This is a genomic window from Rhodococcus sp. C1, assembly GCF_020809065.1.
Classification (GTDB): Bacteria; Actinomycetota; Actinomycetes; order Mycobacteriales; family Mycobacteriaceae; genus Rhodococcus_F; species Rhodococcus_F qingshengii.
The window spans coordinates 5,095,043-5,110,715 of record NZ_CP078080.1 but is presented as its reverse complement, the minus strand read 5'-3'; the positions used below and the strand labels follow the sequence as shown (position 1 = coordinate 5,110,715).

At 61.5% G+C, this 15,673-nt stretch carries 15 protein-coding genes; 13 read left to right on the top strand and 2 right to left on the bottom strand.

Annotated elements, in window-relative coordinates; translation table 11 throughout:
* Positions 1-19: 19 nt before the first annotated feature.
* From KTR60_RS23480 to KTR60_RS23450, 7 genes are all read left to right on the top strand, one after another.
* Entirely contained in the window at positions 20-562 is a 543-nt protein-coding gene (locus tag KTR60_RS23480; RefSeq protein WP_019745195.1) for a hypothetical protein, read from the top strand.
* Between the two features lie 65 nt (positions 563-627).
* Positions 628-1,299 (top strand): signal peptidase I, encoded by a 672-nt coding sequence (locus KTR60_RS23475; protein ID WP_223304718.1) that lies wholly within the window; start codon positions 628-630, stop codon positions 1,297-1,299.
* A 9-nt stretch (positions 1,300-1,308) separates the two neighbouring features.
* The gene (locus KTR60_RS23470; RefSeq protein WP_021332053.1) at positions 1,309-1,914 is read left to right on the top strand and encodes a SipW-dependent-type signal peptide-containing protein; all 606 of its coding nucleotides are present in this window, start codon (positions 1,309-1,311) and stop codon (positions 1,912-1,914) included.
* Between the two features lie 8 nt (positions 1,915-1,922).
* A complete protein-coding gene (locus KTR60_RS23465; RefSeq protein ID WP_042453547.1) occupies positions 1,923-2,522 on the top strand; it encodes a signal peptidase I in 600 nt (199 codons plus the stop codon).
* 1 nt (position 2,523) lies between these two features.
* Positions 2,524-3,582 (top strand): hypothetical protein, encoded by a 1,059-nt coding sequence (locus KTR60_RS23460; protein WP_228401300.1) that lies wholly within the window; start codon positions 2,524-2,526, stop codon positions 3,580-3,582.
* Between the two features lie 296 nt (positions 3,583-3,878).
* Complete coding sequence (locus tag KTR60_RS23455; protein ID WP_082900921.1) at positions 3,879-5,162, top strand: hypothetical protein; 1,284 nt, start codon at positions 3,879-3,881, stop codon at positions 5,160-5,162.
* Positions 5,162-6,547: a lipase family protein gene (locus KTR60_RS23450; protein ID WP_007731446.1), complete on the top strand. Its 1,386-nt coding sequence runs from the start codon at positions 5,162-5,164 to the stop codon at positions 6,545-6,547. Before KTR60_RS23455 ends, KTR60_RS23450 begins: the two co-directional genes overlap by 1 nt.
* A 6-nt stretch (positions 6,548-6,553) precedes the next feature.
* On the opposite strand, the gene KTR60_RS23445 is transcribed toward KTR60_RS23450, so the two are convergent.
* Entirely contained in the window at positions 6,554-7,777 is a 1,224-nt protein-coding gene (locus tag KTR60_RS23445; RefSeq protein WP_064113486.1) for a cytochrome P450, read from the bottom strand.
* Positions 7,778-7,962: 185 nt separating this feature from the next.
* Between KTR60_RS23445 and KTR60_RS23440 the strand changes: the two genes are divergently transcribed.
* The 4 genes from KTR60_RS23440 (at position 7,963) to KTR60_RS23425 (ending at position 12,035) form a co-directional block, all read left to right on the top strand.
* A complete protein-coding gene (locus tag KTR60_RS23440; protein WP_007731448.1) occupies positions 7,963-8,517 on the top strand; it encodes a TetR/AcrR family transcriptional regulator in 555 nt (184 codons plus the stop codon).
* Positions 8,518-8,639: 122 nt separating this feature from the next.
* The gene (locus tag KTR60_RS23435; RefSeq protein WP_178377370.1) at positions 8,640-9,788 is read left to right on the top strand and encodes a TetR/AcrR family transcriptional regulator; all 1,149 of its coding nucleotides are present in this window, start codon (positions 8,640-8,642) and stop codon (positions 9,786-9,788) included.
* Between the two features lie 58 nt (positions 9,789-9,846).
* Entirely contained in the window at positions 9,847-10,974 is a 1,128-nt protein-coding gene (locus KTR60_RS23430) for an acyl-CoA dehydrogenase family protein (protein WP_042922335.1), read from the top strand.
* A complete protein-coding gene (locus KTR60_RS23425; RefSeq protein ID WP_064113487.1) occupies positions 10,971-12,035 on the top strand; it encodes an acyl-CoA dehydrogenase family protein in 1,065 nt (354 codons plus the stop codon). The genes KTR60_RS23430 and KTR60_RS23425 overlap by 4 nt, the downstream gene beginning before the upstream one ends.
* Positions 12,036-12,054: 19 nt before the next feature.
* Here KTR60_RS23425 and KTR60_RS23420 read toward each other — a convergent pair whose 3' ends face one another.
* Positions 12,055-13,593, bottom strand: coding sequence for an acyl-CoA synthetase (locus KTR60_RS23420; RefSeq protein WP_064113488.1), 1,539 nt, complete (start codon positions 13,591-13,593; stop codon positions 12,055-12,057).
* A 190-nt stretch (positions 13,594-13,783) separates the two neighbouring features.
* On the opposite strand from KTR60_RS23420, the gene KTR60_RS23415 reads away from it, so the two are divergent.
* Both KTR60_RS23415 and KTR60_RS23410 read left to right on the top strand, forming a co-directional pair.
* A complete protein-coding gene (locus KTR60_RS23415; RefSeq protein WP_211920844.1) occupies positions 13,784-14,821 on the top strand; it encodes a phosphatidylinositol-specific phospholipase C domain-containing protein in 1,038 nt (345 codons plus the stop codon).
* 75 nt (positions 14,822-14,896) lie between these two features.
* Positions 14,897-15,673, top strand: coding sequence for a trans-aconitate 2-methyltransferase (locus KTR60_RS23410; RefSeq protein WP_030535206.1), 777 nt, complete (start codon positions 14,897-14,899; stop codon positions 15,671-15,673).

Here is a 15,673-nt window from a genome sequence, read left to right as displayed (position 1 = left end):
GTAACCAGAAGAAGGTCACGTGAAGACCCAATACAAATGGGCGATCGCAGCGTCGTCGGTTCTGCTCATCGGGTTCGTCTCGGTGCAGCAGACCGGCGCGCTGTGGCGCGATACCGCAGAATCGACCGGCGGCACTATCCAGGCAGGCATGCTCGATATCTCTGCCGGCGGAGAAGGGGTCAAGCAGTTCAACCTCGATGGGTTCAAGTTGGACAACAAGGGCCCGGGCGACAGCATTCAGATGCCACTGCCGGTGATCAACTCCGGCAACGTGCAGATGAACTACGTGCTTTCCGATGTTGTACTCAACGGCGCGACCCCACCGCCGCTGAGCCTGCGCGTGGCCAAGGTAGCCAACGAGGCGGCCTGCACCGCCACTGGCGACGTGGGCACTGAGCTCTACAACGGTGCCATGGACGGCGCGGCCTTTTCCGAACAGCTGGTTCCGGCCGGGCAGATGCAGGTGTTGTGCCTGCGGGCCACGCTGGGCCAGGGCGCGGCAGCGAGCCAGCAGTCCAACGCGACGTTCACTTTCGACGCAAGCTCAGTGAGCCAGTCATGACCGTCACCGCGAGAAGCCGGCGTGCAGGCGAACGTGCCGAGTATCGACCCCGGCACAGCGCACACGTGGAAACATCTGAGCGGCAACATGATCCCGAACAAGGCGGAGACGACAAGACCACCCTATGGTGGTGGACTCGCACCATCGTCTCGTGGGTACTGCTGCTGCTGATGGTCGGCATTCTCGCGGTGATGGTCGTTATCCCTCGACTCACCGGCTCCACCGCGTACACGGTTCTCACCGGTTCGATGGAACCGACCATGCCCCCTGGCACGCTCATCGTGGTCAAGCCGACCCCCAACGAGGATCTGACCACCGGGGACGTGATCACGTTCCAGCCCGTCTCCGGCGATCCAGCGGTGGTCACCCACCGCATCGAAGGCATCTATTACACGGGGGAAGGGGAGCGTCGCATCCACACTCGCGGCGACAACAACCCCGTCGCCGACTCGTGGTCGCTGGTGCCCGAGCAGATCCGTGGTCGGGTCATCTACTCGGTGCCGTATCTGGGCCGGGTGAACTCGGTGATCAACGGGCAATCGCGTTCGATTCTCACCACAGGCGTAGCTGCGGGCCTGGCTGTATATGCCGTGTGGATGGTCGTCAGTGGCATCCGCGACAAGCGGGGCAAGGCCGGTGACGACGAAAGTGGCACAGACCCGACTCTTTCCGGCCCTGAACTCGGCGCGCCGGTATTGCCCGCCGATCCATCGGCACCAACCTCCGAATCGAAATAGGACAGCAGAATGTCTACAGAACAGAAATCGGGCGGCGACGCGCGTCTCGGGGCGCGGATGCGAAGCCGTCTGGGCGAGACCGGTTGGATACGGACCCGGGCCGTGCTCTCACTGGGCATGGTCCTGGGCCTCGGAGCGGTCGGCACGATGGCGGCGTGGTCCGACAGCGCTACTGCGACCACCGGCATGTTCAGCACTTCGTCGGTCCAGCTGAAAGTCGACAACCAGCGGCCCGCACACCAATTCACCGAACTCAAGCGCAACAGCATGCTGCCAGGCCAGAGTGAGGCTGGGGCATTGACGGTTCAGAACACCGGAACTGCCAACTTCCAGTGGGCGGTATCGGCAACGGCCACGGGTTCGTCCGCGCTGATCGGGAAGCTCAAGGTTTCCCTACATCAGACCGGCGCCAACGACGGCAGTACCTGTTCAGGACCGATCATCGGGACGCAGCAAGCGTTCTCCGGGAACCCGACACTCGTCTCTGGCCGATCACTCGCTGCCGGTGTTTCGGAGCAGGTGTGCATCAAGGTGACCGTCGATTCGACCGCGGGTCAGACGGAGCAGTTCAAGATCGCCGATCTGGGCTTCAACTTCACCGCAACGGGGCAGTGATCATCGCGATGGACAGCACCGATGAGGAGGTGAGCGTGGGACGCAGTCGTGGCAAGGAAATTGCCTTGAATGTGGCTGCGGTCGCCGGGCTCATCTGCATAATCGCCACTCTCGCGTCCCTGATATTCGGGATCAAACCACTGGTGTTTCGCTCGGGTTCGATGGAACCTGCAATTTCCACCGGTGCGCTGGCGCTGGCGAAGACCGTGCCTGCAACTGAATTGGCTGTCGGCGACGTGATCAGCGTCGACAACGACCAAGGCGTGCGCATCACCCACCGCGTGGTCGAACTCGAATCGGCAGGAGCGGACACCGTGCTCGCCACGCTCAAGGGCGATGCCAACAATGTGGCTGATCGACTGCCCTACACCATCACCGAGGCCGACCGAGTGTTCATCAGCGTCGGCGGGCTCGGCTATGTCGTTGCTTGGCTTTCCAGCCCGCTCGCAACCTTCCTTGGCGGCGGATTGGTAGGCGCGGTGCTGGTCATCGCATTTGGACGAACTAAAGACCGGCGTCTGGAGAATGCCCGCGCCGCCACTACAAATGACGCCCGCGTCGATGCTGACGAAACCTGCGGGGAGCTTCAGGAGGCTCATAATGATTGAAATGCGACGGGCTAGCACCCGCATGAAGTCGCTGCGGTCGTTGATCGCTGTCGGCGGCGCTGCTGCAATGGCTTTCGGTCTGGCTCAGGCCACTGGGACGTTGGCAAATCCAACTGACGTGGTCAATTCGACTGGCGCACAGGTGGCGACGGGCAACTTCTATCCGACGCCGTTGACCTCGACTGTGAACTGCTCGACGTCGGGAGGAGCAGACCTATTGGGACGTAGAGCAAACCTGAGCTGGCCCGCGGTTCCAGGTGTCACGGGGTACAAGGTGGTTTTCGTGAGGAAATCCGATCCGAGCTACATCGTTCGAACGGATAATCTGTCGGCGAGCCAAACGTCCATCAGTGGAATTACCCATGGCAGTCGCAATGTGATGTGGGCGCGGGTGTACACCGTGAACGGGCCGGCAATCTCATCTGGTTTCATGTCGTCTGTCGAGATAACCCATAAGGACCTCGTAAGTAACAGGACCGAATGCGAGGGTAATCGTGGTCCGCAATTGGCTAACCAGGCCTGGGAAAATACCAACACCTGGAATCCGGCGACACCGGCACCCAACGGGGCGAACCCTCTGAGCAGGATGCAGGCCGAAGCGATGGTGCCGAACGAGCCTGATGCGTTGGAGACGACCACCACCCAAGCTCCGTCCACGAGCGAGACCGCCAATCCGACAACGTCTACCGAGCCGACCAGCACCACCGAGGCCACGACCACGACGGCACCGAGCACGACAACTCCGGCACCGACCACCCCGGAAACCACGTCGCCGGAGACCACTCCCTCGGCTGATCCGAAGCCGGTTCTGACGGACACAGTCGAGAGTGGCGGCCTCACCGGCGGCTGGACTGCGGGTGGTAACAGGGTTGCAGTGGTCGACGCCGACGGCAACGAACTCGCAAGTGGCCGTGTGGAATCGGGTTCCACTCTGCATTGGTACAACGGCCAGTTGTGGATTGTCGGGGCAACCGAGGTCTACCGCATCATGGAGTCACCGCAGGACGGCACATGGAAGTTCTACAAGGACAGCGGGCAGAACATGCCTGACTTCGGGTAGCGGCCAATCACTCGACGTCTGGACTGTGCCCCCGAGTTTCCGGACCCGGGGGCACAGTCGTAGCTGCGCATGTTCCGACGGTGTCGGGCAATCAGGTAACCGGCTGGTCGCCCGCTGGAGAGGTTTCGGCCGCCCGTGAACTGGATAACCAACTGCAGACGGCAACGACGTGTAGAGATGCCTGAAGCGTTCGCAGTGGATTGGCACTTATTCGGGGCTCGAGTTATCTTACTGCAAAGTAAGTGTTTGGTGTCGGCGTCGATTGGGGCTATGCCGACCTGAGTACAGGGATCGATATGCGGATGAACCTGGGGGCAGGTGTTCGGCGACGTCGTTGGGCGCGCGACGTATTGGCAGCCGCGACGGCATGTGCGCTGGCGATGTCCGCGTTGCTCTCGGTACAGATTTCAGCGTCGGCGTCCGAGCTGGGCGAGTACGTGAATTTGCCTTTGGTGAATCGGAATGCCGAACACGGTCCGGGCGGTGTCCATCCCGCGTTGCCGACTGATCTCGGCACCTTGCAAGCCCTTGTGGAAGAAGCCCGCGCCAGTGGTCGCAGTCCGGAATCCTATGCGGCCTTGCTGTTTCAGTATCGATTGGTCGCTGCCACGGAAGCCGCCGGAATCGATCTCTCATCGTGGAATCCGCGCGCCGGAGTGTCGGCTAATCGCACGAACCTGGTGAAGTCGTACCGCTACTACGAGGATCTGCAACTCGGTCACCCGGAATTGCAGTGGGCGGGCATGGGCGGACAGGTTGGTGCGGACTTCGGCGGGGGACTGATCGACTTCGAACTGATGGCGGGCATGTACTCGTTTCCGAATCTGCAATATGTTGCCAATTCGATAGTTTCTCAGGTCACGGATCAGGTTGGCGTGCAAGCGCTGAACCAATTGCCGGCAGGGCTGCGCGCGCTCGCCGCGGTGGGCAGGAACGTCACGGCGGACGACTTGGATTATGTGCTGGGGATGATCCTGGTGATGCAGAAGAACATCTTCTCGGATCTGATGCCGATGCATCAGGCATACGTGGATGAAGGACTTCCCGCGCTGGAGGAAATGCAGAGTGCCGGATTGTTCGGTCAGGATGTCATGGACGCCTGGCGTGATGTAGCCTCCGGCGATTCGAATCGGATTGCACGTGGGAACGTAGCACTGCTCCAACGCGAGCAAGGGATGATCATCCGCGACCAGTGGGATACCGTGCGCGCCTACAAAGGTGATGTGGGAGAGGCGATCACTTACGCATCGACTGTCGCCGGCTCGCCCTCGGTCGCCGGCGTCGTACCGCCTCGCTCGTTTCGGTCTCTCGAGTTCGCGACAACACTGGCGGACGGACGCACCGCGACAGTGACACTGCCCTTACCGGATTGGAACTGGTCGGTGTACGAGGAACGGTGGGACTACATCACCTCACAGCTCTTGCCGAAGTACCGAGCGATGGTCGAAGAAGATTGGCCACGGCTCGTAGCCACATTAAGTGTTCCCTACGAAATTCAATTGGAGAGTCACCGCCCGATGGTGACCCTCCCACAAACGCTCGAATCGGCCCTCTCCAGTTTGAAAGTGACAGTTCAGTGATGTCGGGTGCCAGATTTCGAAGGTTTGCCCCGCTGGTAGCGCTGACCGTTGCGCTGGTTCTGCCTGCGACTGCTGAAGCCGAGGCCCCAGGCAGTGGTGTTCCAGACGATGCGCAAGCTCCGGTATCCCAGGAGTTTCGGACCGATACTCCCACTCTGGGAGAGATTTTCAACGGGTTCACGGTCGGTGCGCTCAGGTCGGGGGAGTTCGCATCGGAAGAGGAGATCTTCACTGCGCTCACCGCCGATGATCCGTTTTACGACGAGCCGGTGTTGACCGGCGTCGAGCGTCCCGGTGACCTCCTGAAGTCGAAGAAGGTGGATGTACTGTTCACGGGATACAAACCGGGACAGCTCGACGCCTACAAGATCATGTACGTCACAACTGGAATCGACGGTTCGACGCCGGTGGTGAGCACCGGGATCATGATGATCCCGATCGACGGAACACCGGCATCGGAGAAGAAAGTCATCAGCTACCAGGAGGCCAACGACAGCGTCGGCGGCTACTGTCATCCGAGTTCGCACTGGACGGGCGGTGATCCGCTGGACGGCGCCTCCTGGTCGGCCTTGGGTCCGCTGGCGCTGATGTTCGGAAAAGGTTATGCCGTAGTAATTTCCGACGTCGGGAACAACGGAGACCGTGATCCCCACGGGGTCTTCGCGGGTAAGTTCGCCGGGCACGCCCAGTTGGATGCAGTGCGCGCAGCATTTCAGGTGCAGGATTCCGAGCTGAATCCGGATGCGGAGATTGCGTTGTTCGGAATCGCTGGTGGTGGAGTCGGTTCGGCATTCGCCGCCGAATCCGCGCAGTCCTACGCACCGGAACTCGACATCGTCTCGACAGTCCTCGAGGGAATGGTGATCAAGCCCCGAACATTCATGGAGACAACAGATTCCTCGGTCGGGGCCGGCTTCGGATTGGCGACGCTCCTCGGCCTCGAGCCCTGGTACCCCGAGATGAAGTTGAACGACAAGCTCAATCCGGTGGGCCGAGCGATTGCCGACGTGTACCGGGATGAGTGTCAGATGCCGGCGTACTTCACGCTTCCGTTCGTACCGCTGGCGAGCCTTTTCGAGCCGGGGATCGATCCGATCACAGAACCCAGTTTCCAGCGCGCGTACGACGACAACGTACTGGGCCACGGTGCTCCGGCGTCGAAGGTATTGATAACTTCGTGCGCAAAGGACGACTCCCCGATGTCACTTGTACCGGCAGCTGATGCGCGAGAACTGGCGGACACGTACAGGAGTGGAGGGACCGACGTGAGCTACCAGCCCACCGACTGCAGTATGGACCGCGCATTCACGAATCCATACGGTTGGGGAACTGATCTGTTCGGAATGCAGACGATCGACTGGATAGCCCACAATTTCGACAACTGAGTGAAACTATCCGGTGACAGCGAGACGCAAACTCTGATGGCGGCGTACGAACATGCTGGGGACCCAACGGGGTGGGGATTCGGAATCGATTGTGAAGTGCGCACTGTTTTCGAGAAGGACTGCGATCGCGATCTTTGCTTCCAGACGAGCCAGCGCGGCCCCGACACAGAAATGTGCTCCTTTGCCGAAGGCGAAATGTGCTCGGGGATTGACTCTGTCGAGGTTCATCACCTGTGGTTCGACGAACGACTCGGGGTCGCGGTTCGCCGAACCCCACAGCAGTATGAGATGACTGCCGGCGGGCAGTGTCATGCCACCGAGTGTCGTGTCCGCGTTGACATGTCGGTGATGTCCGCGAAAGGGTGACTCGAGCCTGAGCGTTTCTTCCAGGAACGCGCCCACGAGTAGAGGGTCCTCGCGCAGCTGCGTCTGAATCTCAGGGCGCTCGGCGAGCAACCGTGCAGAGTTGGCGATCAGTCCGGCGGTCGATTCGCCACCCGCACCGACGAGTTGCACCAACATCAGCACGGCCACGTCTTCGCTGAGTTCGCCTGCGTCACAGCAACGGACGAGGTCTCCGAGTAGATCATCCACCGGGTGAGCCCGTGCGTCACGAAACTTGCTGTAGAGGTACCCGGTGAGTTCGGCCGCCGAGGTGACGACGCCTGTCAAACGCTCCGACGTCACGATGCCGCTGAGAAGTTCGGTGCTGTCGTACGACCACGCCAGCAATTGGGGGACGTCGTGTGCCGGCAGGCCGATCAGCGTGGCAACCATCTGCAGCGGCAGCGTGTCCGCTACCGACGTGACCCATTCGATCCGTCGACCGTCGAAGCCGTTGTCCCACAACTGCTGCGTGTACTCGGTCATCACCGGCTCGAGTGCTCGTATACGTTTGGCGACCAGTGTCGGCAAGACAAGTTTGCGCTGGTGTTGATGGTCGGGCTCGTCGGCAGTCGCGAGAACGTGAACAGCTTGGCCGCCGCCGTTCATGTCGAATGTCATTGCCGAACCGTCCGGTGTACGAACCAGCACGCCGGTGAGGTTGTTGGAGAAGTCGTCGGTACGGGAAACGGCTTCGGTGACCAATTCCCACGTGGACACCAGATAGAAGTCGGTATCAGGAATGCGGTACACGGGGTGCTCGCGCCGGAGTACGTCGTATAGCGGGTACGGGTCGTCGATGTTCGACGGCAGGAAAGGGTTGATGTCGAGCGTCGATGGTGTCACGAAGGGAAGATGTCACGGCCGTCGAGGAGAAGTCAACAGGTGGAAAATGCCTCTGAACTGGCATTTTGAGAAAATCTCACGCACTTCAACCCCCTCGTACTTCTCCCAGGTCAGAGGCTCGCGGCCTTCCGTAGCCTTGAGATTTCTGATTGAATCTGTCTCAGAGTGAGACGAGGTGACGGAGAGTGACCGGTGCAAACGAGCGCCGCGCCGCCGACTGGTTGGCCGGCGGTAACCGCCGTGAACTCGCAACCGAGCGCATCTTCGCGGCTGCGGCAGAGCTGATTCGAGAACAGGGATTCGATCGGTTCAACGCCGACGACGTCGCTGCCCGCGCAGGCTGTTCGAGGGCAACGCTCTACCGCTACGTAGGTGGCAAGTCCGCGATCCGCGAGGGGTTGTTGTCACGAGGCGCGGCATCCGTGGCGAGCCAGGTCGCAACTGCCGTCGAATCACTGCACGGCGACGAGCGCATCGTGGAGTCGATCCTCGTCGCCGTCGACGCGATCAGATCCGACGCTGCCATGAGCCACGGCCTTGCGGCAGCGCGGGCCAACGGAATCGACGAGTATCTCGTGTCCTCGCCGTTGCTCCCGCGTACTGCACTGGAACTTGCAGGATTGGATCCTGAAGGTCAAGAGTCGCAGTGGGTGGTTCGGATCGTGTTGATGCTGTTGGCGTGGCCTCTTGCAGACAGGGCCGCCGAACGAGGGATGGTCGAGTCGTTCATCTACTCCTGAGCGGGATTCCGTGTTCGTGAACGGTGCATCGGATCGTCGCTGCTGTAGACGGTTCGGTTCATTGCTTCATTCCTCGGCTCGGTACTCTGAGCGTGTCCGCTGCCGCGAAGGAGAGAGTCACGATGGTCGTACGCAGGCCCCGCGACCGTAAGCAGCAGATTCTTGCGGCTGCAGGTGAGCTTTTCCGTGAGCACGGTTATCACAACGTGTCTGTCGCTCAGGTGGCTGCTGCAGTTGGAATCACGGCACCTGCGCTCTATCGGCACTTCAAGAACAAGCCGGATCTCCTCTACGCCGCGGTCAACGCAGGCATCGAATCGCTCTACGATCGGGTCGCAGGTGCCGAGGATCTGAAAACACTGATCACCGAACTTGCGGCATCGGTGTCCAAACGTCGGGGTCTGTCGCTCCTGTGGCAGCGAGAGGCACGCTATCTGCCTGACGAGCAACGTGAGGAAATGCGTTCGACCCTCAAGAGTGCAGCTTCGCGCGATGCAGCGCTGATCCGAATTGAGCGTCCCGACCTCGACGAGGAAGACAGCTATCTGCTCGCCTGGGCTGTCATCGCAGTCTTCAACAGTGTGTCTTCGCATCGAGTGTCCTTGCCGAGGCGTCAGATGGAACTGCTGCTTGTCGAGTTGGCAGACCGCGCTGCATACGCGGAACTGGGTCGCTCAGAAGTGAAAGTCGTGGCGGCAACGGGTCACCTGCCCGTTGTGATACCCAGACGTGAACTCTTGTTGACCGAAGCAATTCGGCTGTTCGACGAGCGTGGATATCAAGCAGTCAATACCGAGGACATCGGTGAGGCTGCAGGAACGACAGGCCCGAATGTGTACAACCACTTCGATGCCAAGATCGACCTGCTGATCTCCGCGGTCTCGAGGGGCGGCGAGCGTCGCCGGCTCGGCGTTGCACAGGCTCTCGGCGCCGCAACCGGCCCGGAGGACGCGCTGTCCGGATTGCTTGCCGCACATATCGATTTCGCGATCAACGAGCGTCATTTGATCGGGTTGTTGATCAGCGAACTCGACCAATTACCGGACAAGTTCCGCCGCACGTGTGAACAGAATCAACGTGAGTACGTCGCGCTATGGGTCAAGATGCTCGAAGAAGTCCGTCCGGGCCTCGAGTCCGCCACCGCCAGGATCACCGTCAATGCCACTTTGACAGTTGTGGAGAACGCCGTCCGAATCGGCCGGCTTCGCCGTCGCGACGACCTGTCGGACAGACTCTTCGAGATCGGCTGCGCCCTGCTGCTGGGCGCATGAAAAATTCGGGTAAGCGCCACGGGCGGCGGATCGACTCACGAAACTGATCGGAGACGTCATGCGTTTCGACGCAACAGAACTGACGATCGAGGAGCTTGCTCTTCAGGCTGAAGTGCGGGAGTACCTCGACAAGCGACTCACCCCCGGTACCTACTCGCTCGGACTCGGGATGGCCGGGGCGGTGGATCCGGTGTTCTCGCGAGATCTGGGTCGACGTGGGTGGCTCGGCATGTCGCTGCCGAAGGAATACGGCGGGGGCGGACGGTCAGCAGTGGATCGATTGGTCGTCGTCGAAGAACTTCTCGCGCGGGGAGCGCCGGTCGGCTATCACTGGATCGGAGACAGACAGTCGGGTCCGAGCATCGCCGCCAACGGCACGGAAGAACAGAAGCGGTACTTCCTTCCCGGTATCGCGAGCGGTGAGTTCTCGTTCTCGATCGGGATGAGTGAGCCCGACTCGGGTTCGGACCTGGCATCGGTGCGCACTCGCGCCGAACGTGTCGATGGTGGCTGGAAAGTCAACGGCACCAAGATCTGGACCACCGGCGCCTTCCATGCCACACACATACTCGCCCTGCTTCGAACCTCGGCAGACAAGCACAACGGTCTCACTCAGCTGATCGTCGATCGCGACAGCGAGGGTCTGACCGTCTCACCCATTCCGTTCATCGACGGTAGTGAGGACTTCTGCGAGGTGTCGTTCCAGGATGTTTTCGTGCCGGATTCGCGTCGCCTCGGAGACGTCGGAGCGGGCTGGGGACAAAACACCGGTGAACTCGCACTCGAGCGAGGTGGCGTCGACCGTTGGATGTCGCTGATGCCGGTCCTCGAGAACTTCGCGGCCAACCAAGCAGCGCAATGCGGTCCAGCTGCCCTCGCCGATCTGGGCTCGATTACCGCACGCTGCTGGGCTTTTCGCGGGATGTCGCTGTCCATCGCACGGATGGTCGACGCCGGTCGCTCGCCGGTCACGGAGGCCGCGCTGATCAAGGAGATGGCAACACGCTTCGAACAGGACTGTGTTGCGACCGTCGCGCGGCACCTCGGCCGGGCTCCGGACCTTGCATCCGACGATCCGTACGAGTCGCTGCTCGCCCGGGCCGTGCTGGTGGCGCCGTCGTGGTCGATTCGCGGCGGTACCAACGAAATTCTCCGCACCGTGATCATGAAAGGGTTGGACCGATGAATTCGGGGTCACAGATCAACGCGTACACATTCGACGCCGACCTCGAATCGATGGTCGAGCAATTTTTCGCCGAGAAGTCCGGCACCGAGGTGGTAGCGCAGGCGGAGATCGGCGGTCTGCCCGCCGGATTATGGAGCGCGGCAGTCGAACTAGGGTTACCTCTGGTCGGTCTTCCCGAATCGGTTGGTGGTTCCGGTGGCTCGCTCCTCGACGCCGTGACTGTCCAGCGCGCGGCGGCGAGGCACGCTGCGCCGCTGCCGCTCGCCGAGACGTACCTCGCGGGCAGGCTGGCAACAGCGGGCGGGTTACCCGTGCCCTCCGGAATCGCAACGGTCGCCCCGGGTTCGCCGCGCGACGATGTGCGCCGGACCAACGACGGTGTTCTCTCGGGAACCTTTCACGACGTGCCGTGGGGTAGCGCTGCATCAGTGCTGGCAGCAGTTCTCGGTGATCGCGTCGTACTCCTTGACATCTCCGACGCCGAGATCGGTGGCGGGACGGATCTTGCGGGGCAACCGCGTGAGAGCCTGACGTTCTCCGAAGCGCGGACCATTGACGGCGACAACCCGGTCGATGCCCGGATTCTCAGCAAGCTCGGCGCGTTCTTGCGCTCGGTGCAGATGTCGGGAGCGATGGAGTCGGCGTCGACGTTGACCCGGCGCTATGTGTCCGACCGGGTGCAATTCGGTAGGCCCGTCGCGCAGTTTCAAGCAGTCCAGCAGCATATCGTGACGCTTGCTCAGATGGCTTCGATGTCCACGCTGGCCGTCGATCGCACTGCACATGCACTCATCAGAGGCGACGCCGACTTCGAAGTGAGCGCAACCAAATTGGTGGTTTCGCAGAATGCGCTCGTGAGCGTCCGCGCCGCCCACCAGGCACACGGTGCAATCGGCATGACCCGCGAATACCGATTGCAAGAACTGACGCGTCGACTGCACGCCTGGCGATCGGAGTTCGGCGACGAAATCGCGAGTGCGACGCAACTAGGAGAGGCCGTAGCGGCGTCGCCGTCACTGCACCGCTTGATCACCGACCCAGAACCGACATTGAAGCTGTAATCCTGACCGTCGTAAAGGATTACGTTGCGTTGCAACGAAGATCGCGCTTCAGCACCTTGCCTGCTGCCGACAGCGGCAATGCATCGACGAATTGGAAAGTGCGCGGAGATTTGTATCCGGCTATCAGCGTTTTCACGTGAGCGCGCAGTTCGTCGGCGTCGGCGTCGAAACCATGCCGAAGGACGACCACGGCATGGACACGCTCGCCCCACTGGGCATCGGGCAGACCGATCACGGAACAGGCCGCGACGGATTCGTGTTGTTCCAGAGCGTTTTCGACCTCGGTGGAGTAGACGTTCTCGCCACCGGTGACGATCATGTCCTTGATGCGATCGACGATGAACAGGTAACCGCGGGCGTCGAGGTACCCCGCGTCGCCGGTATGCATCCACCCGCTGCGGAGCACTTCAGCGGTCTCCTTCGGTTTGTTCCAGTATCCGAGCATGACGTGGCTGCCGAACGTGACGATTTCGCCCACCTCGCCGGGTGGGAGTTCCGAGCCGGCCGGGTCGACGATTTTCACCTCGCAATGAGGGAGTGCGCGACCAGCGCTGCGGAGGAGGTCACCACCTTCGAGGTGATCGGCTGGACTCAGCATGCTGATGTGCGCGGTTTCAGTCATCCCGTAGCCCTGAGCGAAGGAACTGTTGGGGAACATTTGCATGACCTGTCCGAGAAGCGTCGGAGATATGGGCGAGGCGCCGTATCTCAGGATCCTGACGCTGGACAGATCGTAGGTGGTTGCGTCTTCGCCCGTTTCGTTTTTGTGGGCGACCAACATCTGGAGCATTGTCGGCACCAGACCCACGGTTGTCGGGCGATAGCGGTCCACGGCCTCGAGGAACGTCCGTGGGCTGAAGTTCGGTACGAAGACCTGAGTTCCACCCATCAGCGACTGAGCCAACCATCCGACGATCCCGGCAATGTGAAACAGAGGGTTCACCGCGAGGTTCGTTCCGTTGCTGATTGCCACGCCGCCTGCCGCGAGAGTGCCCAGCGCCGAGGTCATCAGCGCTTGATGGCTGATCATCACGCCCTTCGGCACTCCGGTGGTCCCGCCGGTGTAGAGGAGTAGTGCAAGCGTGTCGCCGCCGACGCGCAGATCGTCGACCGGAATCGCCTCCGCGATCACCTGTTCGTAGTCGAGCATTCCGTCCGGAACTCGGTCGTTGCCGCAGTAGACGACAGTGGTCAGGCCTGGACACGCCTCGCGAAGGGTAGATCCGACGGAAGCAAAATTCTCGTCCACGAGTAATACCGTCGACCCTGAATCTTCCAGGGCGTATGTGATTTCCGCCGTGCTCCAGCGAGAATTGACCGGACTGGCCACTGCTCCGAACCACCAGCAGGCCAGGAGCGCCTCGTGGTAGTAGTCGGAGTTCGATGCCAAGATCGCGACTCTGTCACCGGTGCGCAGGCCTAACGTCTGCAGCCCGCCCGCGAGCCTCTTGATCCGGTCGACCGATTCGCGAGACGTGCGCACTCGGCCATCGGAGATCGTCATCACCGCTTCGGGCGACGCTCGTAGGGATCGGTGAACGAATTGAGTCAGCTGCATGCGATTCCTCCTGCGAGTGTGCGGCGAGTGCTCTGACTCGGATCAGTTCCGGCACTGATGCTATTGGCCTGACAATTGCCCTCACTCACCGCCTGAAATCATGCCCCACTCCGGTGCAATCTAGACGATTGTCCAGTTAACTCTGACGATTCCATCCTGCCGTGGGGTGATTTCTGCGAGAGTGTCGAACATGCGAGCAATCCTGGTAGCCGGTATGAGTGCGTTCGTGGCGGTCGTCTCGGCGCCCTCTGCCGGCGCCGAAACGACTACGAACCAAGTGCGCTCGTTTTCCGAGACCACGTCAGTCGGGGTCCACAATTCCTACGAGAAGGCGACGTTTTCGTACTTCGCCGACGCTTTGGATTCCGGGGCGTCGTTGCTCGAGCTGGACTTGTGGACCAACGGAGGCGGTCCGGACTGGCGTGTGTCGCACATGAATCCGGTGGCGAGCGACAGCAACTGCGTCGGCGCTCAGGACGCATCCGGGTTGCGAAGCGGTCTACGAGATCAGGGATTCCGTGGATGCCTGGCAGATATGCGGGCGTGGCACGAGGCCAATCCCGAGCATCCGCCGGTGATGATCAAGTTGGAAATCAAGGACGGGTTCACTGCCGGGTACGGACGTGGGCCCGCGGATCTCGACGCCCTGATTCTCGGGACTCTCGGAGACGCGGTTTTCACGCCGGCCGATCTGATGGGGGAGTCCTACTCCACCCCGGATGCCGCCGTCACCGAGCGTGGATGGCCGAGCAATTCCGAAATGACCGGGAAATTTCTGTTCGAGCTGATACCGGGAACGATCGAGGAGGGAAACCCTCTCGATACGGAGTGGACGGACCGGCAGTATGCGACGCACCTGCGAGATCTGTCCTCCGCCGGGCTCGTCGAACTCGGCGCCGCCTTTCCCGCTGTTCACCGTGCATCACCGGGAGACCCACGTCTCGACCGCTATACCGACCCGGGGATCCGTCCGTGGTTCGTGATCTTCGACGGTGACGCTCTCGACTACACCGCCGGAGTCGTGGATCCGAGTTGGTACCACGATCGCGGCTACCTGCTCGTCATGACCGACGCGCACAAGGTCGCTCCGCAGATCGACGGAACCCATGCCACCGAAACCGAGGCGAGCGAGCGTCTCGACCTGTTGGCCGGGCAGCACGCAAGTTACATCACCGCGGACTGGTCGAGGTTGCCGAACGTAGTGTCCACCGTGGTGCCGCGTCGGTGATTTTCGAATGGCCGGATCGTGAAGAGCGAGATCTGACGGGCGGCAATTCTCAGGAACAGGGTGCAGGATGGGTTCATGCGCACTGTCACGTGGAATCCCGAAGTCTACGGCCGCTATTCGGGTGAGCGGTCACGCCCGTTCGTGGACCTGGTGTCACGGGTGGCCACCGAAGACCCGACGCGGGTAGCCGACCTCGGCTGCGGATCAGGCACCCTGACCGCGATGCTCGGGGAAAGATGGCCGGACGCCTCGGTATCCGGATTCGACTCGTCTCCCGAAATGGTCGCGCAGGCCCCTACAGACCTACCGGGAAACGTCACCGTCGAGTTGGGGGACATCATGTCCTTCGACGCCACCGGTTACGACGTGGTCGTCAGTAACGCTGCATTGCAGTGGGTTCCGAGCCATCGCGAGCTGATCGACCAGTGGGCGGACACCCTGGAATCCGGATCGTGGCTGGCGTGGCAGGTGCCGGGTAACTTCGATGCTCCGTCCCATGCGCTCATGCGAGATCTCGCGGAATCAGCGGAATGGAGTGAGCGACTGGGTGGCGTCCTACGCGGCCCGGAAGGCGTCGACAGTCCAGTTCAGTACGCGCAGCGTCTCCAAGAACACGGATTCGACGTCGACGCCTGGGAGACGACGTACGTACACGTGCTGGCAGGTGCCGACCCGGTGCTCGGATGGGTACGGGGGACGGGGTTACGACCCGTGCTCGACGTTCTCGGCGAAGCTGACGCTCCGGAGTTCGAGCGTCAGTATTCCGATCTGCTGAGGGAGGCCTACCCCGCAACAGCCGCCGGAACGCTCTTTCCGTTCCGGCGGGTGTTCTGCGTCGGACGCAAACGGTAA